This is a genomic window from Reyranella sp. (genome assembly GCF_004296935.1).
Classification (GTDB): domain Bacteria; phylum Pseudomonadota; class Alphaproteobacteria; order Reyranellales; family Reyranellaceae; genus Reyranella.
Window position 1 is genome coordinate 45,104 of record NZ_SCVH01000156.1, and the last position, 26,768, is coordinate 71,871.

Annotated in this window: 30 protein-coding genes, 1 tRNA gene, 1 pseudogene and 1 riboswitch; of the genes and pseudogenes, 16 read left to right on the forward strand and 16 right to left on the reverse strand. The window is 66.9% G+C overall.

Going from position 1 to position 26,768, the window contains the following annotated elements; genetic code table 11:
* Window positions 1–7: 7 nt before the first annotated feature.
* Window positions 8–1,300, reverse strand: a complete 1,293-nt coding sequence (aroA, locus tag EPO55_RS22740; protein ID WP_296339635.1) for a 3-phosphoshikimate 1-carboxyvinyltransferase — start codon at window positions 1,298–1,300, stop codon at window positions 8–10.
* Window positions 1,301–1,497: 197 nt separating this feature from the next.
* Here aroA and EPO55_RS22745 point away from each other — a divergent pair, with 197 nt between their 5' ends.
* The 9 genes from EPO55_RS22745 (at window position 1,498) to EPO55_RS22785 (ending at window position 8,236) form a co-directional block, all read left to right on the forward strand.
* Entirely contained in the window at window positions 1,498–1,869 is a 372-nt protein-coding gene (locus EPO55_RS22745; RefSeq protein WP_296339637.1) for a TIGR02300 family protein, read from the forward strand.
* 70 nt (window positions 1,870–1,939) lie between these two features.
* Window positions 1,940–2,015 (forward strand) — tRNA-Ala (locus tag EPO55_RS22750).
* A 72-nt stretch (window positions 2,016–2,087) separates the two neighbouring features.
* Window positions 2,088–2,351 carry a hypothetical protein gene (locus EPO55_RS22755; protein ID WP_296339638.1) on the forward strand — a complete coding sequence of 88 codons (264 nt, stop codon included), beginning with the start codon at window positions 2,088–2,090 and terminating at the stop codon, window positions 2,349–2,351.
* A gap of 12 nt (window positions 2,352–2,363) precedes the next feature.
* Complete coding sequence (guaD, locus tag EPO55_RS22760; protein WP_296339639.1) at window positions 2,364–3,722, forward strand: guanine deaminase; 1,359 nt, start codon at window positions 2,364–2,366, stop codon at window positions 3,720–3,722.
* A 263-nt stretch (window positions 3,723–3,985) separates the two neighbouring features.
* A complete protein-coding gene (locus EPO55_RS22765; RefSeq protein WP_296339640.1) occupies window positions 3,986–4,711 on the forward strand; it encodes a PhoH family protein in 726 nt (241 codons plus the stop codon).
* A gap of 304 nt (window positions 4,712–5,015) precedes the next feature.
* On the forward strand, window positions 5,016–6,902 hold the full coding sequence (gene uvrC, locus EPO55_RS22770; RefSeq protein ID WP_363719695.1) for an excinuclease ABC subunit UvrC: 1,887 nt from the start codon (window positions 5,016–5,018) through the stop codon (window positions 6,900–6,902).
* Between the two features lie 22 nt (window positions 6,903–6,924).
* The gene (pgsA, locus tag EPO55_RS22775) at window positions 6,925–7,500 is read left to right on the forward strand and encodes a CDP-diacylglycerol--glycerol-3-phosphate 3-phosphatidyltransferase (RefSeq protein WP_296339641.1); all 576 of its coding nucleotides are present in this window, start codon (window positions 6,925–6,927) and stop codon (window positions 7,498–7,500) included.
* Window positions 7,497–7,748: a MoaD/ThiS family protein gene (locus tag EPO55_RS22780; RefSeq protein WP_296339642.1), complete on the forward strand. Its 252-nt coding sequence runs from the start codon at window positions 7,497–7,499 to the stop codon at window positions 7,746–7,748. Before pgsA ends, EPO55_RS22780 begins: the two co-directional genes overlap by 4 nt.
* A gap of 17 nt (window positions 7,749–7,765) precedes the next feature.
* Window positions 7,766–8,236 carry a molybdenum cofactor biosynthesis protein MoaE gene (locus EPO55_RS22785; RefSeq protein WP_296339644.1) on the forward strand — a complete coding sequence of 157 codons (471 nt, stop codon included), beginning with the start codon at window positions 7,766–7,768 and terminating at the stop codon, window positions 8,234–8,236.
* Between the two features lie 471 nt (window positions 8,237–8,707).
* Here EPO55_RS22785 and EPO55_RS22790 read toward each other — a convergent pair whose 3' ends face one another.
* The 7 genes from EPO55_RS22790 to EPO55_RS22820 form a co-directional block, all read right to left on the reverse strand.
* Entirely contained in the window at window positions 8,708–9,673 is a 966-nt protein-coding gene (locus tag EPO55_RS22790) for a HesA/MoeB/ThiF family protein (protein WP_296339646.1), read from the reverse strand.
* Window positions 9,670–10,272, reverse strand: coding sequence for a thiamine phosphate synthase (locus tag EPO55_RS22795; RefSeq protein ID WP_296339648.1), 603 nt, complete (start codon window positions 10,270–10,272; stop codon window positions 9,670–9,672). Before EPO55_RS22795 ends, EPO55_RS22790 begins: the two co-directional genes overlap by 4 nt.
* Window position 10,273: 1 nt before the next feature.
* On the reverse strand, window positions 10,274–11,047 hold the full coding sequence (locus EPO55_RS22800; protein ID WP_296339649.1) for a thiazole synthase: 774 nt from the start codon (window positions 11,045–11,047) through the stop codon (window positions 10,274–10,276).
* Window position 11,048: 1 nt separating this feature from the next.
* The gene (thiS, locus tag EPO55_RS22805; protein ID WP_296339650.1) at window positions 11,049–11,246 is read right to left on the reverse strand and encodes a sulfur carrier protein ThiS; all 198 of its coding nucleotides are present in this window, start codon (window positions 11,244–11,246) and stop codon (window positions 11,049–11,051) included.
* Window positions 11,215–12,219 (reverse strand): glycine oxidase ThiO, encoded by a 1,005-nt coding sequence (thiO, locus tag EPO55_RS22810; RefSeq protein WP_296339652.1) that lies wholly within the window; start codon window positions 12,217–12,219, stop codon window positions 11,215–11,217. The genes thiS and thiO overlap by 32 nt, the downstream gene beginning before the upstream one ends.
* Window positions 12,217–12,333: riboswitch (TPP riboswitch) on the reverse strand. (Overlaps the previous gene by 3 nt.)
* A 28-nt stretch (window positions 12,334–12,361) precedes the next feature.
* Entirely contained in the window at window positions 12,362–13,294 is a 933-nt protein-coding gene (locus tag EPO55_RS22815; RefSeq protein ID WP_296339654.1) for a branched-chain amino acid aminotransferase, read from the reverse strand.
* 154 nt (window positions 13,295–13,448) lie between these two features.
* Window positions 13,449–14,090, reverse strand: coding sequence for a glutathione S-transferase (locus tag EPO55_RS22820; RefSeq protein ID WP_296339656.1), 642 nt, complete (start codon window positions 14,088–14,090; stop codon window positions 13,449–13,451).
* A 97-nt stretch (window positions 14,091–14,187) separates the two neighbouring features.
* Here EPO55_RS22820 and EPO55_RS22825 point away from each other — a divergent pair, with 97 nt between their 5' ends.
* The 4 genes from EPO55_RS22825 to EPO55_RS22840 all read left to right on the forward strand — a co-directional run bounded on the left by EPO55_RS22825 (window position 14,188) and on the right by EPO55_RS22840 (window position 17,933).
* Entirely contained in the window at window positions 14,188–14,685 is a 498-nt protein-coding gene (locus EPO55_RS22825; protein WP_296339657.1) for a MarR family transcriptional regulator, read from the forward strand.
* 5 nt (window positions 14,686–14,690) lie between these two features.
* The gene (locus tag EPO55_RS22830; protein ID WP_296339659.1) at window positions 14,691–15,392 is read left to right on the forward strand and encodes a response regulator; all 702 of its coding nucleotides are present in this window, start codon (window positions 14,691–14,693) and stop codon (window positions 15,390–15,392) included.
* A gap of 13 nt (window positions 15,393–15,405) precedes the next feature.
* Window positions 15,406–16,761 (forward strand): ATP-binding protein, encoded by a 1,356-nt coding sequence (locus EPO55_RS22835; protein WP_296339660.1) that lies wholly within the window; start codon window positions 15,406–15,408, stop codon window positions 16,759–16,761.
* Between the two features lie 62 nt (window positions 16,762–16,823).
* A complete protein-coding gene (locus EPO55_RS22840; protein WP_296339661.1) occupies window positions 16,824–17,933 on the forward strand; it encodes a branched-chain amino acid aminotransferase in 1,110 nt (369 codons plus the stop codon).
* 5 nt (window positions 17,934–17,938) lie between these two features.
* On the opposite strand, the gene EPO55_RS22845 is transcribed toward EPO55_RS22840, so the two are convergent.
* From EPO55_RS22845 to EPO55_RS22865, 5 genes are all read right to left on the reverse strand, one after another.
* The gene (locus EPO55_RS22845; RefSeq protein WP_296339662.1) at window positions 17,939–18,277 is read right to left on the reverse strand and encodes a tRNA-binding protein; all 339 of its coding nucleotides are present in this window, start codon (window positions 18,275–18,277) and stop codon (window positions 17,939–17,941) included.
* A gap of 91 nt (window positions 18,278–18,368) precedes the next feature.
* Entirely contained in the window at window positions 18,369–18,803 is a 435-nt protein-coding gene (gene phaP / locus EPO55_RS22850) for a TIGR01841 family phasin (protein WP_296339664.1), read from the reverse strand.
* A gap of 130 nt (window positions 18,804–18,933) precedes the next feature.
* Window positions 18,934–19,557, reverse strand: a complete 624-nt coding sequence (locus tag EPO55_RS22855; protein ID WP_296339665.1) for a TetR/AcrR family transcriptional regulator — start codon at window positions 19,555–19,557, stop codon at window positions 18,934–18,936.
* On the reverse strand, window positions 19,554–20,351 hold the full coding sequence (proC, locus tag EPO55_RS22860) for a pyrroline-5-carboxylate reductase (protein WP_296339667.1): 798 nt from the start codon (window positions 20,349–20,351) through the stop codon (window positions 19,554–19,556). Before proC ends, EPO55_RS22855 begins: the two co-directional genes overlap by 4 nt.
* Before the next feature lie 11 nt (window positions 20,352–20,362).
* Complete coding sequence (locus tag EPO55_RS22865) at window positions 20,363–21,097, reverse strand: enoyl-CoA hydratase-related protein (RefSeq protein ID WP_296339669.1); 735 nt, start codon at window positions 21,095–21,097, stop codon at window positions 20,363–20,365.
* An 85-nt stretch (window positions 21,098–21,182) separates the two neighbouring features.
* Here EPO55_RS22865 and EPO55_RS22870 point away from each other — a divergent pair, with 85 nt between their 5' ends.
* Genes EPO55_RS22870 through EPO55_RS22880 form a run of 3 tightly spaced genes read left to right on the forward strand, consistent with a single transcriptional unit; the run spans window position 21,183 to window position 25,118 of the window.
* Window positions 21,183–21,434, forward strand: a complete 252-nt coding sequence (locus tag EPO55_RS22870) for an accessory factor UbiK family protein (protein ID WP_296339670.1) — start codon at window positions 21,183–21,185, stop codon at window positions 21,432–21,434.
* Window positions 21,435–21,438: 4 nt separating this feature from the next.
* Window positions 21,439–23,454, forward strand: coding sequence for a hydantoinase/oxoprolinase family protein (locus EPO55_RS22875; RefSeq protein WP_296339671.1), 2,016 nt, complete (start codon window positions 21,439–21,441; stop codon window positions 23,452–23,454).
* Window positions 23,451–25,118, forward strand: coding sequence for a hydantoinase B/oxoprolinase family protein (locus tag EPO55_RS22880; RefSeq protein WP_296339672.1), 1,668 nt, complete (start codon window positions 23,451–23,453; stop codon window positions 25,116–25,118). The genes EPO55_RS22875 and EPO55_RS22880 overlap by 4 nt, the downstream gene beginning before the upstream one ends.
* Before the next feature lie 120 nt (window positions 25,119–25,238).
* Here the strand turns inward: EPO55_RS22880 and cynS are convergent, their stop codons facing one another.
* The 3 genes and pseudogenes from cynS to EPO55_RS22895 all read right to left on the reverse strand — a co-directional run.
* Window positions 25,239–25,685 carry a cyanase gene (cynS, locus tag EPO55_RS22885; RefSeq protein ID WP_296339673.1) on the reverse strand — a complete coding sequence of 149 codons (447 nt, stop codon included), beginning with the start codon at window positions 25,683–25,685 and terminating at the stop codon, window positions 25,239–25,241.
* A 16-nt stretch (window positions 25,686–25,701) separates the two neighbouring features.
* Entirely contained in the window at window positions 25,702–26,601 is a 900-nt protein-coding gene (locus tag EPO55_RS22890; RefSeq protein WP_296339674.1) for an ABC transporter ATP-binding protein, read from the reverse strand.
* A 5-nt stretch (window positions 26,602–26,606) separates the two neighbouring features.
* Window positions 26,607–26,768: pseudogene (locus tag EPO55_RS22895) on the reverse strand (nitrate ABC transporter, permease protein); the annotation flags it as partial.

The window sequence follows — 26,768 nt, forward strand, 5'->3', positions numbered from 1 at the left end:
GCCCCGTTCACGCCGGTTCGATCTTGGCACCGAGGCCGTTCATCAGGGCCGCGAAGCCGGGAAAGCTGGTGTCGATCGGCGAGCCGTCGTCGACCGCGACCGGTTCGCGTGCGGCCAGTCCCAGCACCAGGAACGACATGGCGATGCGATGGTCGAGATGCGTCTTGACCAGGCCGCCGCCGTCGGGCGCTGCGCCGGTGCCGTGCACGGCCAGCGTGTCGGCGCCCATTTCGTGGCGTACCCCATTTGCCGCGAGGCCGGCGGCCACGCTCGCCAGCCGATCGCTTTCCTTGGCGCGCAACTCGGCAAGGCCCAGCATGCGCGTTGTGCCGGCAGCGCAAGCGGCCGCGACGGCGAGGATGGGATATTCGTCGATCATCGTCGGGGCGCGATCGGCCGGCACCTCGATGCCTTTCAGCTCTCCGCCCTTGATGCGGAGATCAGCCACCGGCTCGCCGCCGACCTCGCGCGGATTCTCGAAGGCGATGTCGGCGCCCATCTCGCGCAGCGTTTGATAGAGGCCGGCCCGCAACGGATTGACGCCGACATTCTCGACCGTGACGTCGCTGCCCGGTCGGATCGCGGCCGCGACCACCGCGAATGCCGCCGACGAAGGATCGCCCGGCACCACGATGTCGCGCGCCTTCAGCTCCGGCCAGCCGACGACGGTGATGCGCTTGCCGCCGCCCTCGGCAACGCTCACCCGCACCTCGGCGCCGAAGTGGCGCAGCATGCGTTCGGTGTGATCGCGCGTCGCCTCGGGTTCGATCACCGTGGTCTCGCCCGCCGTGTTGAGACCGGCCAACAGGATGGCACTCTTCACCTGTGCCGAGGCAACGGGCAGACGGTATTCGATCGGCACCATCTCGTCGGTGCCGATCACGGCAAGCGGCATGCGACCGCCCTCGCGGCCCTGGAAGCGCGCACCCATGCGCGACAGCGGCTCGATGACGCGCTGCATCGGTCGCGACCGGAGCGAGGCATCGCCGGTCATGAAACTGGTGAAGGGATGGCTGGCGAGAATGCCCGACAGCAGCCGCGCCGAGGTGCCGGAATTGCCGAGATCGAGCACGTCAGTCGGTTCACGACCACCGCCCACGCCAAAGCCCCGGATCCGCCACAGTCCGGGACCCACATGTTCGACGACGGCGCCCAAAGCCCGGAGCGCGGCCGCCGTGGCCAGCACGTCCTCGCCCTCCAGCAGGCCACTGACATTGGTCTCCCCCAGTGCCAGGGCGCCGAACATCAGAGCGCGGTGCGACACCGATTTGTCGCCGGGCGCACGGACCCGGCCGTGCAATCGGGCGACGGGGCGGGCGATCAGTTGGGCCGTTGCGGCTCTTGCGGACAGGGCACTCTCCACGAGGGATGGCGTAAATGCGGCGCGCGCCCTCGTAGCATGCCGGAATTTGGTTTTGACAGGGTGAAAGACGCGTGACATACGCGCTCCCTCGCGGCCGATTCGGCCGAATTTAGCGGAATTCCGGGAGATTCAGCGTGGTCAAGGCGACCTGGGGTACCAAGCGCACCTGCCAGAGCTGTGCAGCGCGCTTCTACGACCTGAACAAGAGTCCGATCAAATGCCCCAAGTGCGGCCGGGAGCATGATCGCGAGGACTTCGTGAAGGTGCGCCGTGGCCGCGGCGCGGCGGCGGCGGCGGCGGCGACCGCGGCAGCGGCGACCGCAGCAGCGGCGGCGCTCGTTAAGGCGGCGGCCAAGAAGAAGGCCGACGACGCGGCGCTGGCCGGAGACGAGATACCCGATGTGGAGGGTGACGACGCGCTCGAGGCGGACGATCTCGCCGATGAGACCGACGACATCGAGGTCGAGGTGGAAGTCGAGGACGACAAGGGCGAAGGCGACCGCTAGGGCTATTGCCAGTCCCCTGTTGCCAGTTGGGGGGGCAGGAATTATACCTCGCGCCGCGACCCAGGATTTCGGGGCCATAGCTCAGCTGGGAGAGCGCTACGATGGCATTGTAGAGGTCAACGGTTCGATCCCGTTTGGCTCCACCAACTAAATCAAGGGCCTGGCCGGCAACGGCTGGGCCCTTCGATTTTTGCGGCAGGCGACGAGATGAAAGCGGCATGGATTATCTGAAGGAACTGGCCGGACGGGCCAACCTCGGTGCCACCTGGGAAGCTTGGTCACCCGAGTACCGGGTTCTGGCGATCGCAGTCGGCCTGGCCTTCGCCTATTGGGCGCTGCGCGTGGCGGTGCCCGCCGTCGTGCGGATCCTGCGGCCGGTGCTGCTGGCGATGTTCGCCTTCGGCGCCGTCTGGGCCCTGTTCCCCGAGGCGACCTGCTCGATCGACCTGATCTCGAAGCTGCCGGTCCTCTGTTCGCGCTAGGATGCAGGCCAGATGGCCGCTCCCACTTCCCGACCAGCCGCCGTGCGCGGCCCGGCACTCAGCTTCACCGGCGATCCCTTCCACGACGGGCTCGAGGCCACGATGGTCCACGAGCCCGACGCCATCGTCGCCATGGCCGAGGGTCGTATCACCCATTTTGGACCGGCGAGCCGGATCGCACCGCTGCTGCCGGCCGGCACCGAGGTCCGCGACTACGGCCGCGACGCCTTGATCTCGGCGGGCTTCATCGACACCCACGTCCACTATCCGCAGACGCCGATGATCGCGAGCCATGGCGCACAGCTGCTCGACTGGCTGAACAAGTACACTTTTCCGACCGAACTAAAATTCGCCGACAAGGTGTTTGCGCGCGACGTCGCCCGACTGTTCCTGCGCGAGAACCTGCGCAATGGCATCACCACGAGTTGCGTCTACTGCACGGTCCATCCGCAGTCGGTCGATGCGCTGTTCGAGGAAGCCGAAGCGCTCGGCCTGCGCCTTGCCGCGGGCAAGGTGCTTATGGACCGCAACGCGCCCGACGCGCTGCTCGATACGGCGCAGTCGGGTTACGACGAGTCGCAGGCGCTGATCCAAAAATGGCACGGCCGCGGCCGGCTGCTCTATGCCATCACCCCGCGCTTCGCCGGCACCAGCACCTCGGGGCAGCTCGCCGCTGCGGGCGCGTTGTGGCGGGAACATAGCGACTGCCTGATGCAAACGCACATCGCCGAGTCGCGGGACGAGGTTGCCTGGATCAAGGAACTGTTCCCGGAGCGGCGGAACTATCTCGACGTCTACGACCATCACGGCCTGTGTGGTGCGCGCGCGGTGTTCGGCCACGGCATTTGGCTGGACGAACCCGAAATGCAGCGCCTGCACGAGAGCGGTGCCGCCATCGCCCATTGCCCGACGTCGAATTTTTTCCTCGGCAGCGGCGCTTTCGACCTCACGCGCGCCGTCAGGAAGGAGCGGCCGGTGCGGGTCGGACTGGGCACCGACATCGGTGCCGGCACGTCGTTCTCGATCCTGGCGACGCTCGATGCCGCCTACAAGGCCAGCCAGCTCAACCGCCAGTCCCTGTCGGCCGCGCATGCCTACTACCTTGCCACCCGAGGCTCCGCCCGGGCGCTCTATCTCGACGACAAGGTCGGCAGCCTCGCCGCTGGCATGGAAGCCGATCTCGTGGTCCTCGACATGCGATCGACACCGCTGATCGATGCCCGCATGGCCGGCGCCAAGGATTTCGCCGAGCAGCTCTTCATCCAGATGACCCTGGGCGACGACCGCGCGGTGCAGGCGACCTACGTCGCCGGCCGCCTCGCTTATGCCAGGGAGCTGGTCGCTGCCCCTCCCCCAAGCCCCTCCCCATAGTGTGAAATTTGGATGGCACACCATAAATATGGTGGCCGGGGCGGTTTGATCAGAGTACGATTTACTCGGTAGCTGAAGGAGGTCGTTTATCCGTCCAAGGAGCTTGCGCCCCGACGGAGTCTGGATCACCGGTGGAACATCCGCCGAGTGCCCTCTGAGCCGCACCTTCGGTACTGCCCATCGTCGACGCCTCCGCTTGCGGGGGCGTTTTTTATTGTCGGCGATCGGTTCCGTCCCTCTGTCCCAGCCTCCGGAGTACGCAAATGGCAAAACGAGCCACACGCCGCGCCAAGCTGCATGCCGTCGATAGCGCCCGTGTTCACAATCTCGTCTTCGACAAGTCTCCGGCCAACGACAGGGATCAGAGCTACATCCGCAAGGTCCGACCGCGCAGCGACAACCAACGCATATTGATGGAGGCCATAGAGGCCAAACCGCTCACCGTCGCCCTCGGCCCGGCGGGCACCGGCAAGACCTATCTGGCGATCTGCGCCGCCGTCGAGGCGCTCGATTCAGGCAGCGTGTCGCGCATCGTGCTGTCGAGGCCGGCGGTCGAGGCCGGCGAAAACCTCGGCTTCCTGCCTGGCGACATGCGTGAAAAACTCGATCCCTACCTGCGTCCGCTGTGGGACGCGCTGAACGACCGGCTGGGCGCCAAGCGCCTGCGCCAGCATCTCGACGACGGCACGATCGAGATCGCGCCGGTGGCCTTCATGCGCGGCCGCACCCTCAACAACAGCTTCGTCCTGATCGACGAGGCGCAGAACTGCACCTACGGCCAGCTCAAGATGCTGCTCACGCGTCTGGGCTGGCACTCCACCATGGTCATGACCGGCGACCCCGACCAGACCGACCTGTTGCCGGAACTCTCCGGCCTGGCGTCGATCGGCAAGAAGCTGGATGGGCTCGACGATGTGTCTGTGGTGCGTCTCACCGACCAGGACGTCGTCCGCCACCCCCTGGTCGGTCGCATGTTGTCGGTGCTCTAAAGCGACTGAACTTATCCACACATCGAAGCGCGGCAGACGATCGGACTGAATCAGGAACGTCTGCCGCCGCGAGGCGATATTTTGGAATGAAAACAATGTAAATAGATCATGTATTTCAATGCGTTAGGATCTAGATAATGGCCGACTGCCACCCCATTTCCATTGAGTCAATACAGTGACGTTGTCGTAACGCCAGGCAGACGCCAGGTTTCTTCACAGACTTCCCCACATGCCTCTGCCGTCTTGTCGGCAGGCACCGGCCGACCCATTGTGCGCGCCCATCCGGCCCGAGCGATCACGCCCCGTGAGCACCGAAACCGACACTGACCAGAAATCCAGCGAGGGATCGCTTGCCGACGGCATGCGGATCATCGCCGAGTTCGTGCGCACCCTGCCGCGCAAGCCCGGTGTCTACCGCATGATCGCGGGCGACGGCGAGGTCCTCTACGTCGGCAAGGCAAGGTCGCTGCGCAGCCGCGTTGCCGCCTACACCCAGCCGACGCGTCTGGCGACGCGCCTGATGCGCATGGTCTCGGCGACCACGACCATGGAATTCTCGGTCACCGACAGCGAAGCCGAGGCGCTGCTGCTCGAGAACAACCTGATCAAGCGCTTCCGGCCGCGCTTCAATGTGCTGCTGCGCGACGACAAGTCGTTCCCCTACATCGTCATCCGCCGCGACACCGAATGGCCGCAGCTCGCCAAGCACCGCGGCACGCGCGAGGCCGGCAACGAGTATTTCGGCCCCTTTGCCTCGGCCACCGCCGTCAACCGCACGCTCTACGCGCTGCAGCGCGCCTTCCCGCTCAGGTCCTGCTCCGACGGCGTCTTCGTGACGCGCACCCGGCCCTGCCTGCAATACCAGATCAAGCGCTGCACGGCGCCATGCGTCGGCCGCATCGAGAAGGCCGAGTACGCCTCGATCGTCGACGAGGTGCGCGGCTTCCTGGGCGGGCGCAACCGCGAGATCCAGCAGGCGCTCTCGCAGCGCATGGAGCGGGCCTCGGCGAGTCTCGAGTTCGAGGGCGCCGCAGTGCTGCGCGACCGTATCCGCGCGCTGACCCAGATCCAGTCGCATCAATCGATCAGCCTGCCCTCGATCGAGGAGGCCGACATCTTCGCCGCCCATGCCGACGGCGGCCAAGTGTGCGTGCAGGTGTTCTTTCTGCGCGCCGGCCAGAATCTCGGCAACCGCGCCTACTTCCCGAGTCATGCCCGCGAGCTCGACGAAGCCGCCGTGCTGTCGGCCTTCATCGGCCAGTTCTACGAATCGCGGCCGGCGCCCAAGCTGATCCTGACGAGCCACGACGTCGCCGAACGCGAGCTGCTGGAAAGCGCGCTGGCGATCGGCGCCGGACACAAGGTCGAGATCCGCCATCCCAAGCGCGGCGACCAGAAGGACGCCCTCGACCAGGCCGTCTCGAACGCCCGCGAGGCGCTGGCGCGGCGACTGGCCGAGCGCGGCACGCAGCGCACGCTGCTGGAGGGCGTGGCGCGCGTCTTCGGGCTGGAGTCGCCGCCCGAACGCATCGAAGTCTACGACAACAGCCACATCCAGGGCGCAGCCCCGATCGGCGCCATGATCGTGGCGGGGCCCGACGGCTTCACGAAGAACGCCTATCGCAAGTTCAACATCAAGACCGAGGGCGCGGCGGGCGACGACTTCGCCATGATGCGCGAGGTCATGAGCCGCCGCTTCGGTCGCGCGCTCAAGGAAAATCCCGAACGCGACGAGGAACATTGGCCGGACCTTGTGCTGATCGACGGCGGCCAGGGTCAACTCGAGGCCGCGCGGCAGGTGGCGGTGGAACTCGGCCTCGAGGACATCGTCATGGTCGGCATCGCCAAGGGCCCGGACCGCAATGCGGGACGCGAGCGCTTCTTCATGCCCGGGCGTCCGCCGTTCTCGCTCGAGCCGCGCGACCCGGTTCTCTATTTCCTCCAGCGACTCCGCGACGAGGCGCACCGCTTCGCGATTGGAACTCACCGCACGCGCCGTGCGACTGACCTCACGCGTTCGGCGCTCGACGAGGTGCCGGGCATCGGCGCCGGCCGCAAGCGCGCCCTGCTCAACCACTTCGGTAGCGCCCGTGCCGTGGCCGTCGCCACGCTCGAGGACATCAAGTCGGTGCCCGGCATCTCCGGCGCGATCGCCCAGAAAATCCATGACCACTTCAGGGGCGGTCGTTAAGGTGGCCTCACAGGCTCAATCCATGTTGTTCAACCTCCCCAATCTGCTGACACTGTCGCGGATCGCCGCCATTCCGCTGGTCATCGCATGCTTCTGGCTCGACCGCGGCTGGGCACAGTGGCTGTCGATGATCCTGTTCGTGATCGCCGCCGTGACCGACTGGTTCGACGGCTATTTCGCCCGCCGCTACCACCAGATCTCCCGCCTCGGCCGCTTCCTCGATCCCATCGCCGACAAGCTGCTGGTCGCCGCCGCCCTGGTGATGCTGGTCGACAGCGGCACGCTGCGCGGCGTCAACGTGCTGGCGGCGCTGATCATCCTGGCGCGCGAGATCCTGGTCTCCGGCCTGCGCGAGTTCCTGGCCGAACTCCGGGTCGGCCTGCCGGTCAGCCAGCTCGCCAAATGGAAGACCGGCGCCCAGATGGTGGCGATCGCCGCCCTGCTGGTGGGCGACGCCGCCTCGCCCTACGTCACGCAGATCGGGATCGTGCTGATCTGGATCGCCGCCGCGCTGACCCTGATCACCGGCTACGACTACCTGCGCACCGGCCTCAAGCACATGGCCGAGGATGCCCCGCCGTCCGGGGGCCAGAAATGAAAGTGCGCTACTTCGCCTGGATGAAGCGGACCGTTGGCCTGCCCGAAGAAGAGGTCGCCCCGCCGGAAGACGTCAGGACCGTCGGCGACCTGGTGATCTGGCTGCGCACCCGCAGTGCCGGCCACGCCGAAGCGCTGGCCGCAGGTGCTGCCTTCGGTGCCGCCGTCGACCAGCGCACCGCATCCTTCGATGCGCCGCTCGCCGGCGTCCGCGAGGTCGCGTTCTTTCCTCCCTTCACCGGCGGCTAGATCCCCATGGCCCTGCAATGACCGTCCGCGTCCAGGAAGCCGACTTCGACATCGGCGCCGAGCTCGACGGCCTGACCGCCGGCAACCGGCGGATCGGCGGGCTGGCGGTGTTCGTGGGCCTGGTGCGCGAGATGCACATGCGTGACGGCCTGCACCGCGAGCGCATCGACGCCCTCACCCTCGAGCACTACCCGGGCATGACCGAGAAGGCGCTAGAGGAGATCGAGGCCGAGGCCTGCCGGCGCTGGACGCTGGAAGCGACACTGATCGTGCATCGCTACGGCCGCCTGGAAGCCGGCGATCGCATCGTCCTGGTGGCCGTCGGCTCGCCGCATCGCGACGCCGCCTTCGAGGCCTGCGAGTTCCTCGTCGACTGGCTCAAGACCAAGGCGCCGTTCTGGAAGCTCGAGGAGACAGGAGGCGGTGAGAAATGGGTCGAGGCCCACGAGGGCGACGACGCCGCCGCCGCCCGCTGGGCCAAGAAGTAGCGTCGCCCTTACGGGCCCAACTTTTCAAATTTGGCCCAATTCGACTGTCAGAAATTGGCTCTCCAAACCGCCGGAAAGTCAATAGGTCCGGGGTTTTTCCCCGCTCAACGGGCCCACCTGAAACGTGGGAGTGTTGGGCCCGAAGTTGGGCCCGGAGTCCGACCCCCTCCGCCCCGAAAGACGGGGCACCTCCCCCGCAGACGGGGGAGGAGGAAGAGGTCGATTTAACGCCTCCCCCGTCTGCGGGGGAGGTGCCCGCGTAGCGGGCGGAGGGGGTCAGAGGTTGTTGGACCCGCGAGTAAGGACATCGCGGCGGCTGCACCAAGCGCCTAAGCGCGAACCCGCGGACGGCCGCGGGCAGGTCTTGCCGGAACGAACGAAAGAGGCCGGCGCAATCCTCGCCAGCCTGCCAGAAATATAGCCCAAAACCTGCTGAACTTGCAACTTGGTGATTTGCCAACACTCTTTCTGCTAGCCCAACGCCACCAGGGCCAAATTCGCAATCCCCCGTTCGCGCAGCCGGTCCGCCGCCATCAGCGCGCGCTGGCCACTGCGGCAGCACAGCACGACACGCCGCGACGGCAATGGCGTCGCAAGCGAGGTGACCGTCTCCACGTCCAACCGCCTGGCGCGGGCGAACGGCGATGCCGGTGCCTCCTCCAGGCTGCGCAGGTCGACCACGAGATCGTCGGTCGTCACGGCATCGGGCGCGATGAAGGGCACGAAGGCATCGGGCTCCGGGCTGCCGGCAAAGCCGAAGCCGCCGAACGCCAGGCGGCGAGCGTCGAAGGTGACGACCCGTCCCAGCACCGTGGGCACGAGACCAAGAAGCAGATGCAGCGCGAGGTGTGCCTGCAGCCCGCCCAGCACCGCCACGGCCGTGCCCAGCACGCCCACGGTAGCGCAAGTGCTGCCATCGACCGACACCTCGGGGAAAACGGCGCGATAGCTCGGACCGCCGCCGCAGAAGGCCCCGGCATAGCCCGTCATGCCGATCACCGAGGCGCTGACCAGTGGCTTGGCCGCGGCCTGGCAGGCGTCGCTCAGGATGTAGGTGACAGCGAAACTGTCGGCGGCATCGATTGCGACGTCGGCACCGGCCACGAGCCGGGCAGCGTTCTGCGGCGTCAGGCGCTCGGCGTGGACCTCGATCTGCAGGCCGGGATTGAACCGCTGCAGCGCCACGCGCGCCACCTCGACCTTGGGCTTGCCGATATCGCTCATGGTGTAGAGGGGCTGGCGGTGGAGATTGGTCTCCTCGACCACGTCGTGATCGACGATGGCGAGGCGGCCCACGCCGGCGCCGGCGAGATACTGCATCACCGGACAGCCGAGGCCGCCGGCGCCCACGATCAGCACTGAAGCGCCGGCAAGGCGGGCCTGCCCGGCGTCACCCACTTCCGGCAGTACGGTCTGGCGGACGTAGCGATCGTTCATGCCGCCCTCCGCGTTGCCACCAGCCAGGCCCGTGTCTGGGCGATCGGGTCGGCATGGTTGACGATGTCGCCGACCACGGCGGCGACATCGGCGCCGGACTTCAGGCAAAGCAGCGCCCGCTCCAGCGTCAACCCGCCGATCGCCACCAGCGGTCTGGCACCAATCAGCTTCTTCCATTCGGCGAGCCGGGCCGTGCCCTGCGGCGCCCACGGCATCTGCTTGAGCTTGGTGGGATAGATCGGCCCCAGCGCCACATAATCGGGGTCGATCGCCATCCCCTTCTCGAGCTCCGCATGGTCGTGCGTGCTGACGCCGATGCGGATGCTGGCGCGGCGCAGCGCCTTGATGTCGGCATCGACCAGGTCTTCCTGGCCGAGATGGACCCAGGCGCAGCCCTCGTCGATGGCCGCCTGCCAGTAGTCGTTCACGATGAGCTGCGCGCCGTGTATGGCACAAGCCGCCTTGGCTTCACGGACCTGACGGCGCACCTCGTCGTCGGGTCGATCCTTGATGCGCAGCTGCACCAGCTTGACCCCTGCCGGAACGAGACGCGCCACCCACTCAGCATCGGGCACGATGGGATAGAACGGATCAAGCATATCAATCTCCGAGCGCCGCTTTGCCGATCGTCGGGGTGGACGGCGCCGCCATGTCCCGCGGCTCCAGCGGCTGGGCGAGATAGGCCGTACGTCCGGCCTCGACCGCGAGGGCAAAGGCCCGTGCCATGGCCACGGGATCGCCCGCTTCGGCGACCGCCGTGTTGAGCAGCACCGCGTCGTAGCCCAGCTCCATGGCCGCCGCCGCGTGCGAGGGCACGCCAAGCCCGGCATCGACCACCAGCGGAATGTCGGGAAAGTGCGCCCGGAGCGACTTCAGGCCGTAGACATTGTTGAGCCCGCGCGCCGAGCCGATCGGGGCGCCCCATGGCATCAGGACGCGGCAGCCTGCCTCGACCAGGCGGTCGGCGACCACGAGATCCTCGGTGGTGTAGGGAAACACCTCGAAGCCATCCTCGGACAGGATCCGCGCCGCCTCGACCAGCCCGAAGACATCGGGCTGCAGGGTGTCGGCATCACCGATCACCTCGAGCTTGATCCAGGTCGTGTCGAACAGCTCGCGCGCCATGTGGGCGGTGGTCACCGCTTCCTTCACCGAATGGCAGCCGGCCGTGTTGGGCAGGACGCGCACGCCCAGCGCGCGCACCAGCGACCAGAAGCTCTGGCCGGCGCGCTCGCCGCCGCTCTCGCGCCTGAGCGACACCGTCACGACTTCGGCGCCCGAGGCCTTGATCGCCTCGGCGAGGATCGCGGGCGACAGATAGCGAGCCGTTCCGAGCAGCAGGCGCGACGAAAGTTCGACGCCGTAGAAGGACATCTCAACCTCCCTGCATGGGCGCCACGACTTCGACGCGGTCGCCGTCGCTGAGCGGCGTGACCGGCCGCGCAGGCGCCGCCACGAAGCGGCCATTCACCGCCGTCGCGATCTTGCGGCCGCCATAGCCCAATGCCTCCAGCGCCCCGGCCAGCGTGCCCGGCTCGACGTCATGCGCGTCGTCGTTCAGGAATATCCGCATCGTAGGTCTCCATCCGAAGGGTGTCGGCGACTTGCCGTGCCAATGCAGGCGCCAGCAGGAAGCCGTGACGGAACAGGCCGTTGGCGCGCAATACGCGGCCCTCGCGCCGGACCTGCGGCAGGTTGTCGGCGAACGCCGGGCGCAGATCGGCGCCGAGCTCGACGACTTCGGCCTCGCCGAAAGCGGGATGGAGCGCATAGGCCGCGTTCAGCAATTCGACCGCGGACCGCACGCTCACTGGCCCGCGTCGCTCGCTTTCGATCATGGTGGCGCCAATCATGAAAAGACCGTCGCCCCGCGGCACGATGTAGAGCGGGATCCGGGGATGCAGCATGCGAATGGGCCGCGCGAGGGCGATGTCACGGCAGCGCACCATCACCATTTCGCCGCGCACGCCGCGCAGGTCTGAAAGCGCGTCGCGCGCGGCGAAGCCACGGCAATCGACGACGGCATCACCTGGCGCGGCGTCGGGCAGCAGGTCGACGCCGAAGCGGATCGCAACGCCCCGCTCCGCGAGGCGCTCGACGAGGGTTGCAAGTGCGCGGCGAGGGTCGAGATGCGCTTCGTCCGGGAAGAACAGCGCCCGGCGGTAGCGGCCGGCGAGATCGGGCTCGAGGGCGGCGATGCGCTCGGCGTCGATCCATTCGAAATGGTCGGTGCGCTCGGCAAACCGCGCGAGATCGGCCGAGTCGCGCGATTGGACCACGACCAGGCTGCCGTTTCGGACCAGGCCGGGGAAGTGCTGCGACCACCATTCGATCGAAGCCGCACCCATCGTCGCGACCGCAGCGTCCGTCGTGGCGCGCTCGCACCACGGCGCCAGCATGCCGCCAGCCTGCCAGGAGCAGCTTCCCTCGCCCAGGGCACGGCCGCGCTCGACCACCTCGACCCTGGCCCCACGTTCGGCGAGTTCCAGGGCGCAGCAAAGACCTGCAACGCCTGCGCCAATGACGGTGACAGAATGTCGTTTCACTCGACGAACTCCCGTTCCTTCGCCGGCATGATCCGGATCAGGTTCAAAGGGTTCAGCCGGCCGGCTGTCTCAGCCCGGACCCCTTGTGGAGACCGGACACCCCTCGGACGTCATCGAGAAAAGGGGATCGAAACCCCTGCTGTCAAGCCGCCAAGGGCCGGGCCGGCACCATCAGATGCATCGACTCACCGAAGCCCTCGGAATCGGGCTCGCGCACCAGCTTCTGGAAATCGGCCATCAGGGTCCGCGCCACCGGTCCGGCCTGATAATGATGCCCGTCGACCGAGCCCACCGGCACGATCTCGGCGGCGGTGCCGGACAGGAACACTTCGCTCGCCCGGCCAAGTTCCTCGGGCATCACGGCGCGCTCCTCGACGGCCCAGCCGCGCTTTCGCGCCATGCCCATGACGGCGCGCCGCGTGATGCCGTCGAGGAAGTTCTCCGGCGTCGGCGTCACCAGGGTGCCGTCGATGACGAGGAAGATATTGGCGCCGGTCGATTCGGCCAGGCGCCCCTTCCAGTCGAGCATCAGCGCGTCGTCGAAGCCGGCCTTCAGGGCACGATCCTTCTCGATGCCGCAGACGATGTAGAGGCCGGCCACCTTGGCTTCGCCCGGAGCGATCTCCGGCGAGGGCCGGCGATACTTCGCCATGGTGACGTTGATGCCGCTGTCGCGCGCCTGGACGGAGAGCTTGCCTTCCTGGTCCCAGGGCGCGATGGCGAGATGGACCGTGGTGCCGATGCCCGACACGCCCAGCACTTCGGAGCCACGCCAGGCGATCGGACGCACGTAGCCCGTCTGCAGCTTGTTGGCCTTCACCACGGCGCGCGTCGCCTCCTCGATCTGCTCACGCGTCCATGGCAGTTCATAGTCGAGCAGGCGGGCGGAGTTGATGAGACGGGCGCTGTGCGCCGAGAGCCGGAAGACACGGCCGTCGTAGATGCGCTCGCCCTCGAACACGGCCGAGCCGTAATGCAGGGCATGGGTCAGGACGTGCATGCGGACGTCGCGCCACGGCGCCAGTTTGCCGTCGATCCAGATGAAACCGTCGCGATCATCCATTGTTGCGGACATTGCGATATCTCCTTCCGAATTATTCCGAATAGACCTTCTGGAGCATCTGATTAGCAATCTTCGGCATATATATGTCAGTATTATTGACCTTGTCAATGTCACTGACTCAAAATTGCGGACAGACTTCGAGTCCCGGCAATTTCCGTCGGGCCGATCAGGTCAGGAGGGGAGCCATGTCAGGGTCGCCCTTCCGCATCGCCCGCTGATAGGCGTCGCGCGCGCCGATGCGCTGGAGATAGGCGAGGATGGCGGGATAGGGCGCGAGGTCGAAGGGCAGGAACAGGCGCATGGTCGTCAGCGAGAAGACGTTCATGATGTCGGCGGTCGTGAACTCGCGGCCGGCGAGATAGTCGGCCTTGCCGAGTCGCGCCTCGACCAGATCGAGCGCCAGTTTCAGGCGTGCCTTCATGGCGAGCAGCATCGGATTGTCGGCGGCGAGATTCAGTCGCCCCAGGATCATGTTCCGTCCGGTGGCCGGCTGCAGCGTGCCGTTGGCGAAATGGAACCAGTAGAGGAACTGGGCGAAGTCGGGGTGATCGGCGGCGAGCACGAGGCGGCCATTGCCGTATCTGGCGACGATGTAGTCGACGATGGCGGCGGACTCGGCCAGGACCAGATCGCCGTCGGTGATCACCGGCGCGGCGCCGATCGGATGCAGCGCCTTGTAGTCGGGCTGCGCCAGCCGGGTGACGGGATGGCGGTCGTAGACCTTCAACTCGTAGGGGATGCCGAGTTCCTCGCAGAGCCAGACGATGCGTTCCGACTGCGACTTGCCGAGATGATGAACGGTGAGCATGCGGCAGAAAATGTCGGAAAAACGGCGGGTCCGCAACGCCGGCCCGGTGGGGTGCCAATGCCGCGCGCCCGCTCTATAGTCGCGGCCAGTTAAAGACATGGTCGAATCAAGATCCCCCGCCAATCCGTTGTTCCTGCGCGAGGAGGAACTGCGTCAGGGCATCGAGCTGATGTTCTACGCCTACCGGGATTTCACGTTCGAATCGGACCAGCACCTCAAGCGCTATCTCCTCGGGCGGGCGCATCACCGCGCGCTCTACTTCATCGGCCGCCATCCCGGCGAGACCGTCGGCCATCTGCTGTCGATCCTCAAGGTCACCAAGCAGTCGATCAGCCGCGTGCTGAAGGACCTCATCGAGCAGGGCTACGTCGAGCAGAAGAGCGGCGCGCGCGACCGCCGCGAGCGACGGCTGTGGCTCACCGAGAAAGGCACCAAGCTGGAGCACGACCTGACCGACCGCCAGAGCCAGCGCTTTGCCCGCGCCTATCGCGAAACCGGCGCCGACTCGGTCGAGGGCTTCCGCAAGGTCCTGCTCGGCCTGCTCGATCCCGCCGAACGCGCCGTCGTCGACAAGCGGGTACGGGGTGGGCGCTGAGTATCATGGACGCGTCGGCCGACAAGCCGCACATCCTGGTCGTCGACGACGACACGCGCCTGCGCGAGCTCCTGAAGTCGTTTCTCTCGCGCAACGGCTTTCGCGTCAGCACCGCAGGCCATGCCGCCGAGGCACGCCAGCGCCTGGCCGCGCTCGACTTCGACCTGATCGTGCTCGATGTGATGATGCCGGGTGAGACCGGTCTCGACTTCGCGACCCAGTTGCGCCAAACCGACAGCGTTCCGATCCTGATGCTGACGGCCATGGGCGAGACCAAGGACCGTATCGCCGGCCTGGAAACCGGCGTCGATGACTATCTCGGCAAGCCGTTCGAGCCGCGTGAACTGCTGCTGCGCATCCAGAGCGTGCTGCGCCGCGGCCGGGCCGGTACCACGCCCTCGACCGAACCGCAGCGCCTCGTGGTGTTTGGCCCGATGCAGTTCGACATCGCGCTGGGCGAGCTCACGCAGAAGGGCAGGCGCGTGGCACTCACCGACGCCGAGGTGGCGCTGCTCCGTGCCTTTGCCGGCCGCATGGGCGAAGTGCTGAGCCGCGAGACGCTGTGCAAGAGCGTCGGCAGCGCCATCAACGAGCGCGCCATCGACGTGCAGGTGACGCGGCTCAGGCGCAAGATCGAGCCCGACCCGTCCTTTCCGCGCTACCTGCGCACCGTCAGGGGCCAGGGCTACCGGCTGGTCGACGCATGATGGTGGCCCGCTCATGAAATGGGCCACCGCCCGCGACATCTTCGAGCGCATCGCCACCTGGGCCGACAAGCACTCGCCGCAGACGCTGTTCGCGCGCGCGCTGATCATCATTGTCGTGCCGATGCTGCTGCTGCAGGCGCTCTCCGCCTGGTGGTTCTACAGCCAGCGCGGCGACAACGTCACCAACCGTCTCGCCATCCTGCTGGTGCGTGACTTGCGCGTGCTGATCCAGCTGCGGTCCGACTTTCCCGACGACGAGCACCGCGCCTGGATCCTGCGCCGCTCGGCCCAGGACCTCCTGCTGTTCGTCAGCTTCCGCAAGGGCATCGTGCGGCCGTTCAAGCAGCCGGAGTATTTCGACATCGTCGCCCGCGAGGTCCAGGGCGCGCTCGAGGCCGACCTCAAGCGGCCCTTCTACATCGACAACGATGTCGGCGGCGGCCAGATGCTGATCGAGATCCAGCTCAACGACGGCGACGTGATGGACGTTCTGGTGCCGCACGTCCGCCTCACCTTCGGATCGAGCTTCGCCTATGTGCTGGCCCAGCTTGGCCTCGCCCTGGTGCTGTTCGGGCTCGCCATCTGGTTCATGCGCCGCGAACTCGTTCCGATCGAACACCTCGGCGTCGCCGCCGATGCGCTGGGCAAAGGTCGCGACGTCCCCGACTTCGCCTTTTCGGGCGGCACCCGTGAGGTGCGCAACGCCGCCACCGCCTTCCACACCATGCGCATCCGGCTGCGTCGCTCCATCCAGCAGCGCACCGAGATGCTGGCCGGCGTCAGCCACGATCTCCGGACGCCGCTTACCCGGATGAAGCTGTCGCTGGCGCTCCTGCCCGAGACGCCGGAGACCAAGGAGCTCGCCGACGACGTCTCCGACATGGAGCGGATGATCGAGGGCTACCTCGCCTTCGCCCGCGGCGAGGGCGACGAGGATCCTGCGCCGGTCGATCTTTCCGAGATCCTGGAGGATGTGGCGGCGGGCGCCCGCCGGGACAACGCCAACGTCGAGGTCGGCTGGCAGGGCGACATGAACGTCGAGCTGCGTGCGCTCGCCATCAAGCGCTGCCTGACCAACCTGGTGTCGAATGCGCTGCGCCATGGCACCAAGGTGCGGATCGAGGCCATCCGCGGCCGTACCTCGGTCGAAATCACGATCGACGACGACGGACCCGGCATCCCGCCCGACAAGTACGAGGACGTGTTCCGGCCGTTCTTTCGCCTCGACGAATCGCGCAACACCGACACCGGCGGCGTCGGTCTCGGCCTCACCATCGCGCGCGACGTGGCGCGTAGCCATGGCGGCGACGTGGCGCTCGGCCCCTCGCCGCTCGGTGGTTTGCGCGTGATCGTGCGAATTCCGTTATGAGCGGACCGCCGGCTTGCGTCCCGGCAGTCTGTGCTACAGTCGAGGAAATACCCGAGAGAACAATGTCCAAGACAAAAATATCCAATCCCCAGTCGCTCAAGTTCGCCCGCGTTCCGCATCCGTCGCCTCTTGCCGCCGACAAGCGTGCCGCGCTCCTGAAGAATCCGGGCTTCGGCCGGGTCTTCACCGACCACATGGTGACCGTCCGCTATCACGAGTCCCAGGGCTGGCACGACGCCAGGATCGAGCCGCGCGCGCCGATCCCGATGGACCCGGCGGCGGCCGTCCTGCACTACGCCCAGGAGATCTTCGAGGGACTCAAGGCCTACCGCACGGCCGATGGCGGCGCGACGCTGTTCCGGCCGGAGCAGAACGCCCGCCGCTTCCAGCAATCGGCCGAACGACTGGCCATGCCGGAGCTGCCCGAATCGGTATTCCTCGAGGCCTGCGATCTGCTCGTCAGCACCGACCGCGAATGGATTCCCGACGGCGACGGCAGCCTCTATCTCCGGCCGTTCATGTTCGCCAACGAGATCTTCCTCGGCGTGAAGCCCTCGTCGGACTACCTGTTCATGGTCATCGCCTCGTCGGTCGGCGCCTACTTCAAGACCGACGCGCCCGCGGTCTCGGTCTGGGTGTCGCCGGACTACACGCGCGCCGCCCCTGGCGGCACGGGCGCTGCCAAGTGCGGCGGCAACTATGCCGCCAGCCTGCTCGCCCAGGCGGAAGCGACCAAGCATGGCTGCGATCAGGTCGTGTTCCTCGACGCCGTCGATCGGCGCTGGGTGGAGGAGCTCGGCGGCATGAACATCTTCTTCGTCTTCGATGACGGCTCGATGGTGACGCCACCGCTCGGCGGCACGATCCTGCCCGGCATCACGCGTTCATCGCTGCTGACCCTGGCCAAGGACAAGGGCATCGCCGTTCGCGAGGAGCGCTATTCCATCCAGCAATGGAAGGCCGATGCCGTCAGCGGCCGCCTGCGCGAAGCCTTCGCCTGCGGCACGGCCGCCGTCGTCACGCCGATCGGCACCGTCCGCGCGCCCGATGGCGAATTCACCATCGGCAACGGCGGCTCCGGCGCGCGGACGGAAGAGCTGAAGTCCGTCCTGGTCGGCATCCAGCGCGGACGCACAGCCGACCCGCACGGCTGGATTCACAGGGTCTTCTAGGGCGCCTAGAACAGGCGCCCACCGTTCGGCACGACCTGGTCCGGCGCGAACAACACCACGCTGCCGTCCTCGGCGGGAAAGCCCAGCGTCAGGACCTGCGACATGAACTTGCCAATCTGACGTGGTGGGAAGTTCACCACCGCGGCGACCTGACGGCCGACGAGTTCCTCTGGCGTGTAGTGCACCGTGATCTGCGCCGAGGATTTCCGGATGCCGAGTTCGGGGCCGAAATCGATCGCCAGCCGCAACGCCGGTTTGCGTGCGCCCTCGAGGGGGGCCGCTTCCACGATGGTGCCGACGCGGATGTCGACCCGGGCGAAATCGTCGTAGGTGATCTGTTCCATGGGGAGCGCAGCCTAATCGGGTGCACCCAAAAGAAAAGGGGCCGCTCCGGGAGCGGCCCCTCTCGTTCGATCGGCCTCGGCCGATGAAAGCTTACTTCTTGGCGATCGCGGCCTTGACCTCTTCGGTCAGCTCCGAAACGCGCGCGCTGAGCGCGGAGAGAGCCTCGGTCTGGCCCTTGCTGTAGAGGTCGGCCAGTTCCTTGGTGTTGGCCATGGCGGCCTCGTAGCTCTTCTTCACGAAGTCGATCTGCTTGGCAGCCTTCTCCTCGACGGTCGCGGCGGCGAGCACTTCGCTGCCGTGCTTGGAGAAGTCTTCCATCGCGGCGCGGACCATGTCGCCCTGGCGCTGCGCGATCGCCTTCATCGACTCGACGGCCGAGGTGTTGACGGCGGTCATCACGGCAAAGTTCTTGCGGCCGGTCTCGACCATCGACTCGATGTTCATCGAGGGCATCTTGAACTCGCCGGCAATCTTGCTGAAGTCGAAGTCGGCGAACGGATTCTTGAAGGCGCCAGTGGCGTACATGGGATTCTCCTGATGGGCGGAAACGCGTTGAAAACTCGGGAGCCCCGCTTTGCTGCGGTGCACAACGAGCCCTAATTTATGTCCGCGCTGCAGCAAGTCAAGAGACAATTTTGTGCACTGCACAAAATATTCACGCAGCAGGCGAATCGGGTCCTGGCGACGACCTTTGGGGATTCGGCGTTTTCACATATTTATCAAAGAGTTGGGACCATCTCTCGGCGGTCTTCAGGCGCCCGTCCAGGGCCGCCATGGTTTTCGACAGATCGCCCGTGTCATCCTGGTCGAAGATCCGCGACACGGCGTAGTGGAGGGCCAGCAGTCCGTTCTGTCGCAATGCACCCGCCAGCCCATCGCTCGGCACGCCAGCGGCCTCCAGCATGGCCGCCATCGACCGGCGCAGCGCCGGCCCCAGGGCAAGCGCCAGCATCGGATCGCGCCGGGCGCCGAGGCGGATCGCCCGGAGCGCCGCCTTGTGAGGCCGGAGCGCGTCGTAACGGCGCATCATGGTGTCGAACAGCCGGTCGCGCACCGTCTCCTCGGGATCGCTCTGGTTGGACGTGCCGGCCAGCACCTCGGCATCGACGCGGGCCATGAAGGCCGCGACCAGGGCCACCTTGTCGGGATAGAGGCGATAGAGATCGGCGAGGCCCAGGCCCGCTGCCTGGGCAACGTCACGCAGCGTGACGGCGGCGAATCCCTTGTCGGCGACCAGGCCGAGAAAGGCATCGAGCGCCGCCTCGTTCGCCGGCGTCATCCCGCGAGTTCCTTCGAGCGGCGCGAGGCGGCCGCCAGCGCCTTGTCGAACACCGGCTGGATGCCGTCCGTCGCCATCAGGATTTTCAGCGCCTCGGCAGTCGTGCCGCCGGGGCTCGTCACGTTGATGCGGAGCTGCGAGGCGGGATCCTTCGATTGCCGAAGCAGCTCGCCGCTACCTGCCACCGTCGCCCGCGCGAGCTGCATCGCCATGTCGGGCGTGAGGCCGAGCTTGGCGCCGGCCGCCGCCATCGCCTCGACCAGCAGGAAGACATAGGCCGGCCCGCTGCCCGACAGCGCCGTTACCGGATCCATCAACGCCTCGTCGTCGACCCACAGCACCTGGCCCACGGCTTCGAGCAGTTCGTGGCAGCGCTTCTTCTCCGCCGCCGACACACCGGACGCCGCGGTGGCGACGCTGATGCCTTGGCGTACCGCGGCCGGCGTGTTGGGCATGGAGCGCACGACCTTGGCGCCCTTGCCGAGGTGGCCCGCAAAATAGCCCAGCGTCTTGCCGGCGGCGATCGACAGGAACACCGCGCCTTTATCAGCGAAGCGTTTGAGGTCGGTGAGCGTCGCGTCCATCGCCTGCGGCTTGACCGCGAGCACGACGATCTCCGGCGTCTCGTTGATCTCGCTCGATGAGCTGACGACGCGAAGCCCGGCCTGCCTGGGACGGATCGCCTCGACCGGTTCGGCCACGACGACGTCGGCGGCCGCCAGCCCGCGCGCCAGCCAGCCGTCCAGCATGGCGCCGCCCATCTTGCCGCAACCGACCAGCAGCAACTTGCCCATGTGTGTTTCCTCTAGCGTCCCTTGAACTTCGCTGTCCGCTTTTCGCGGAAGGCGGCGGCGCCTTCCTTGCGGTCTTCCGAATTGGCGATCTGCTCGAGCTTATAGCGCTCGGGCACGAAGATTTCCGCCGGGCCGCGCGGCAGGGTCTGGTTGGCGAAGTCGCGCAGGGTGCGGATCACCAGCGGTGCCGAGTCGGCGATGATCCTGGCCATGCGCCGCGCCTCGGCGCGTTCCTCGCCGAGCGGTACGACCTTGTTCACGAAGCCGACGTCGTAGGCGCGCTTGACCGAGATCTCTTCGCCCAGCAGCAGCAGCTCCATGGCGACCTTGTGCGGCATGCGCGAGACGATGCCCGGCATCAGGCCGCCGAACACGCCGATCTTGGCTTCGGGGTACATGAACCTGGTCGTGTCGGCCGAGACCATCAGATCGCAGGTCATCACCATGCAGATGGCCCCGCCGATCACCCAGCCCTGGGTGGCGCAGATCACGGGCTTGGTGAGCGCGTGGCTGACGTGCGGTACGGCCTTCCACATCGCGGACGGCGGATCTTTCAGGTCGGCGCCGACGCAGAAGGCGGGCCCGTCGGCCTGCAGGATGGCGACCTTGTCGCCGCCCGCCTCGAAGCCGCGATAGGCGTCGTAGAGGCCGTCGCACAGGGCTTGCGACAGAGCGTTGCGCTTGTCCGCCCGTGTCATCGTGATGGTGGTGATGCCTTCGCTCGACTCGACTTTTACCAGACCCACGGCGTCCTCCAGTGCTTCTTGCGCCGGATGCTACCAGCCGCCCATACTCCCCGCATCAGGAGTCACACCCTTCAGGAGCAAGGTGATGCAAACCCGCAATCCCTTCATCGACGATCTCACCAAGGTGGCGAACGGCGCCGTCGGCGCGCTCTCCGGCATGAAGGACGAGGTCGAGGCCCGCGTGCGCGACCAGATCGCCAAGATCCTGGACGGCATGGACATTCCGCGGCGCGACGAATTCGACGCCGTGAAGGCCATGGCCGCCAAGGCGCGCGAGGAGAACGAGGAGCTGAGAAAGCAGATCGCCGAGCTGCAAACAAAGCTCGACGGGCGCTGAGAAGATGCGTGTCGGTGTCGAGGTCGGCGGCACCTTCACCGACCTGGTTGCGGTCGAAGGCGGCAGGATCGTCGTCACCAAGGTGCCGAGCACACCCCGCAGCCCCGACATCGGCGCCTTCGCGGCACTGACCGCCTCGGGCATCGACCTCGCGCGCATAGAAGATCTCGGCCACGGCTCGACCGTCGCCACCAATGCCGTGCTGGAACGCAAGGGCGCCACGGTGGCGTTCATTGCAACTGCCGGATTTCGCGACCTCTTGTTCATGCAGCGCCACGACCGGCGCAACATCTACGATCTCTTCTACGCCAAGCCCGCGCCGCCGGTGCGCCGCAAGGATTGCTTCGAAGCGACCGAGCGGCTGCGCGCCGACGGCTCGGTCGAGACGCCGCTCGACGAAGCCAGAGTGCGCGCCGAGCTGATCCCTGCGCTCAAATCCGGCGGCTATCGGGCCGTCGCCGTCTGCCTGCTCAATGCCTACGCCAACCCGGTGCACGAGAAGCGGCTGGCGGCGCTGATCGGCGAGTCCCTGCCCGGCGTGCTCGTCACCTGCAGCCACCAGGTGGCGCGCGAGTTCCGCGAATTCGAGCGTGCTTCGACGACGCTGCTCTCGGCCTACGTCCAGCCTGTCATCGACGGCTACCTGCATCGCTTCGAAGGCAAGCTCGCCGAGGCGGGCTTCACCGGCCGCTTCACCGTGATGCAATCCAACGGCGGCCGCCTGCCCGCCTCGGCGATGCGCCAGAGCGCCATCACCGCGCTTTACTCCGGCCCAGCCGCCGGCGTGGTCGGTGCCACACGCCAGGCCGCCCGCTCGGGCTACAAGGATCTCATCACCTTCGACATGGGCGGCACCTCGACCGACGTCTGCCTGGTGCAGGACGGCCGGCCCTCGTTGGCTTCGGAATCCGAGATCGACGGTCTGCCGATCCGCACGCCGGTCCTCGACATCGTCTCGGTCGGCGCGGGCGGCGGCTCGATCGCCTGGGTCGACGATGGCGGCATGCTGCGGGTCGGCCCGCAGAGCGCCGGCGCCGATCCCGGCCCCGCCTGCTACGGCAAGGGCGGCTCTGAGCCCGCCACCACCGACGCCCATATCGTGATCGGCACCATCCGGCCCGGCGCCTTTCTGGGCGGCCGCATGACCCTGGACGGCGACGCCGCGCGCCGCGCTTTCGAGCCCATCGCCGCCCGCTTCGGGCTCAGCATCGAAGAGGCCGCCTCCTCGGCGCTGCAGCTTGCCGACGCCAACATCGTGCGCGCCATCCAGCTCGTCTCGACCGAGCGTGGCCGCGATCCGCGCGACTATGCGCTGGTGCCGTTCGGTGGCGCCGGGCCGCTCCATGCCGCGCGCATCGCCGAGGAGCTCGGCATCTCGACCATCGTCGTGCCGCCCAATGCCGGCGTGATCTCGGCCTATGGGCTGGTGGCCTCCGACTACACCAAGTTCGATGCCGTCACGCGCAAGATGAAGCTCGATGACACGGCCGCCACGGAAGCTGGCAAGACCTTCGCCGAGATGCGAGCCCGACTCGCCGCACAGTTCGCCGACATGAAGCTACCGGGCGGCCTCGATTACATCCACACGCTGGAAATGCGCTTTGTCGGCCAGGCCTTCGAGGTCGGCGTGGAAATTCCTGCCGATCGCCTGGGTTCCCTCGACGGCGCCTATCTCGCCGGCCTGTTCGCCGATGCCCACCATCGCACCTTCATGCACGGCGCCACGCTCGACCGTGCCGCCGAGATCGTGACCTTGCGCGTGGGCGCCACCCTGCCGATCGGCGCCATCCCCCAGCTCGACCGCGAGAAGCTTTCCGCGCGCGCGCCTGAGCAGGCGAAGATTTTCCATGGCGAAGCCTGGCTCGACTGCGCCCGCTACACCGCCGAGGCGTTGAAAGCCGGCCAGAAGATCGTCGGGCCCGCCGTGGTCGAAGGCTACACCGCCACCACTTGGGTGCCACCCGGCTGGACAGCCGAGCTCGACCCGGCGGACAATCTGATTCTCCGGAGGTCCGCATGAGCCAGCTGGGTCCCATCGACTATGCCGTCATCAGCCAGGCGCTGATCGCCTCGGCGCGCGAGATGGGCGTAAAGCTGATCCGCTCCGCCTACTCGACCATCCTGCGCGAGGCGCGCGACGGCTCGGCCGGCCTGATGGACCGCTGCGGCAACACCGTGGCCCAGGCCGAACTCATTCCCATGCAGCTCGGCCCGATTGGCGAGACGCTGCGCGCTTGTCTCAGACGCCATCCCGTCGAGACGCTGAAGGAAGGCGACTTCCTGATCAACAACGACCCGTTCGAGGGCGGCCAGCACATTCCCGACGTCTTCATCTTCACGCCGATCTTCGTCGCAGGCCGCGTCGTGGGCTTCGGCGCCTCGGTCGCCCACCATCTCGATCTCGGCGGCGGCGCCCCCGGCCTCAACATCCATGCGTCCGACGTCTACCAGGAGGGGCTGCGCTTCCCGCCTAGCAAGTACGACTTCCAGCGCGACTGGAACGGCGGCAGCTTCGAGCGCCTCGTCACCGCCAACGTCCGCGTGCCCGACCTCACCATCGGCGACTTCAACGCGCAATTCGCCGCCAACGCCATCGGCGTGATGCGGGTGAAGCAACTCTGCGAGCGCTACGGCACAGACAAGGTCGAAGCGGCGATGAAGGAGATGCAGGACTACTCCGAGCGTCGCGTCCGCGCCGCCATCGCCCAGGCGCCCAAGGGCACCTTCTATGGCGAGGACGCGGTCGACGACGACGGCCTCACCGACGAGCCGCTGGTGGTAAAGGCCAAGGTCACTATCTCCGAGGATTCGGTCGAGATCGATTTCGAAGGCACCTGCGGCCAGGTGAAGCGCAACCTCAACTGCCCCTACTCCAGCACGCTCTCGGCTGCGCTCTCCTGCGTGAAGTCCGTGCTGACCAGCCCCGACATTCCCTACAACGAGGGCATGGCGCGGCCGATCACCATAAAAGTGCCCTACGGCTCGCTGCTCAATCCCAGGCCGCCGGCACCGGTGCGGGCGCGCATGATCCCGGCCTATCGCGTGTTCAACGCGGTGATGAAGGCGATGGCCCAGGCATTGCCCGACAAGGTGATCGCCACGGGCTTCGACTGCACCACGGCCTTCTGCCTCTCCCATCTCGGCGAGAAAGGCTACAGCGTCTATCTCGAAATCTTCGGCGGCGGCTACGGCGCCTCAAGGGGCGCCGACGGCTGCGACGCCGTCGACTCGCCGCTCAGTAACTGCTCCAACGCCCCGGTCGAATCGCTCGATATCGACTACGATTTCTTTCGCATCGTCGGCTACGAACTGGCCCCCGACTCCTTCGGCCTGGGCGCCCGCCGCGGCGGCGCTGGTTTCACGCGGCGCTGCGAGATCCTGCGCGACGACGTGCAGCTCGCGATCTACTCCGACCGCTTCCGCCTCGCCCCCGAAGGACTCCTGGGCGGCGAGCCCGGCCAGCGCGGCTACTGCCGCGTCCACCGCGCCAACGGCACGATCGAGGAGCTCAAGAGCAAGGCCGCGATCGATCTCGCCAAGGGCGACATCGTGGAAATGTTCGTGGGTGGCGGCGCCGGCTTCGGCCGTGTCGAGGAGCGGCCCGACGCGATGATCGACCGCGACCTCGCCGATGGTCTCCTCTCCCGCGATCCGCGAGCGGCACGCAAGTTGGCGGCGGAATGACCCCCTCCGCCCCGTAAGACGGGGCACCTCCCCCGTATGACGGGGGAGGAGTTTGATCTCTCTCCTCCCCCGTCATACGGGGGAGGTGGCGCCGTCATACGGCGACGGAGGGGGAAAGCCTCAGTACGTCTTGTAGCCCAGGAACTTGCCCGACATGGCGATCTTCACGCGGTCGCCCTTCTGGTCGGGCTGGCGCTCCATGGTCATGTCGAAGTCGATGGCACTCATGATGCCGTCGCCGAACTCCTCCTGGATCAGTTCCTTCCAGGTCGTGCCGTAGACCTGCACCAGTTCGTAGAAGCGGTAGATCAGCGGGTCGGTCGGCGGAATCTGGGGCAGCGAGCCGCGGTACGGGACCTCCTGCAGCAGCAGGACCTCTTCCTTGCCGAGGCCGAACAGCTTGCCGGCCTTGGTCGCCTGCTCCCTGGTCATCTTCATCTGGCCCATGCAGGCCGCGGTGACGATGATCTTCGAGGCGCCGCCGATCTTCTTGGCGATCTGGTCCCAGCTGAGCTCCTTCATGCGCTTGGCGGTCAGGATCTTCTCGGTCACTTCAGCCCGCTTCATTGTCGTCTCCCGGTTGTCAGTTCGAATGTCTGAGGGGCACCACTTCGGCCGGCGGATTGACCGCGGCCAGCCCCGGCTTCACCAGCTTCAGCCGGCGCGGGTCGTAGTTCTTTCCGGCGATCTCCTGGTCGAAGGCTCGAGAACGGTTGACCAGGAACTCCACCAGGTGATTGCGGATGGCGTAGTACTGCGGATGCTTGTGCAGGTCATTCCGGTGCCGCTCGTTCCTGGGCATGGTGTTGATCACGATCTCGGCGATCTTGGCCCCCGGCCCATTGGTCATCAGCACGATCTTGTCGGCCAGCAAAATGGCCTCGTCGACGTCGTGGGTGATCATGAACACGGTCTGGTTGGTGTCGGCGCAGATGCGCAGCACCTCGTCCTGCAGCATGCCGCGGGTCAAAGCATCGAGCGCGCTGAACGGCTCATCCATCAGCAGCATCTTGGGCTGGATGGAAAGTGCACGGGCGATGCCGACCCGCTGCTTCATGCCACCCGAAAGCTGGGCCGGCCGCTTGTTCTCCGCACCCTTCAGGCCGACCAGATCGATGAAGCGGCGGGCATGGTCCTGTACCTTGGCGCGATCCCACGACGGCCAGCGCGAGGAGACGGCGAAGGAGATGTTGCCCATCACCGTCAGCCACGGCAGCAGCGCATGGCCCTGGAAGATCACGGCGCGATCGAGGCTGGGGCCGTCGATCTCGCGGTTGTCGACGATGACGGCGCCTTCGCTCGGGCTGTCGAGGCCGGCCAGCACGTTCAGGATCGTGGTCTTGCCGCAGCCGGAATGGCCGATCAGGCAGCAGAACTCGCCCTTGTCGACGCCGAACCAGATGTCCTCGAACACGGCGGGCTGGTTCGCATCGCCGAAGCGGCGCGCCAGGCCCTCGACGCTGATCAGGGGACGGTGCTCCATGTCGCCTACTCCGGGTACGTGACAAGCTTGGCGAGGTAGGCCAGACCCTGGTCGAGCAGCAGGCCGACCAGGCCGATCAGCAGGATCGCGGTCACGATGTTGGCGATCGAGAGGTTGTTCCACTCGTTCCACACGAAGTAGCCGATGCCGGTGCCGCCCACGAGCAT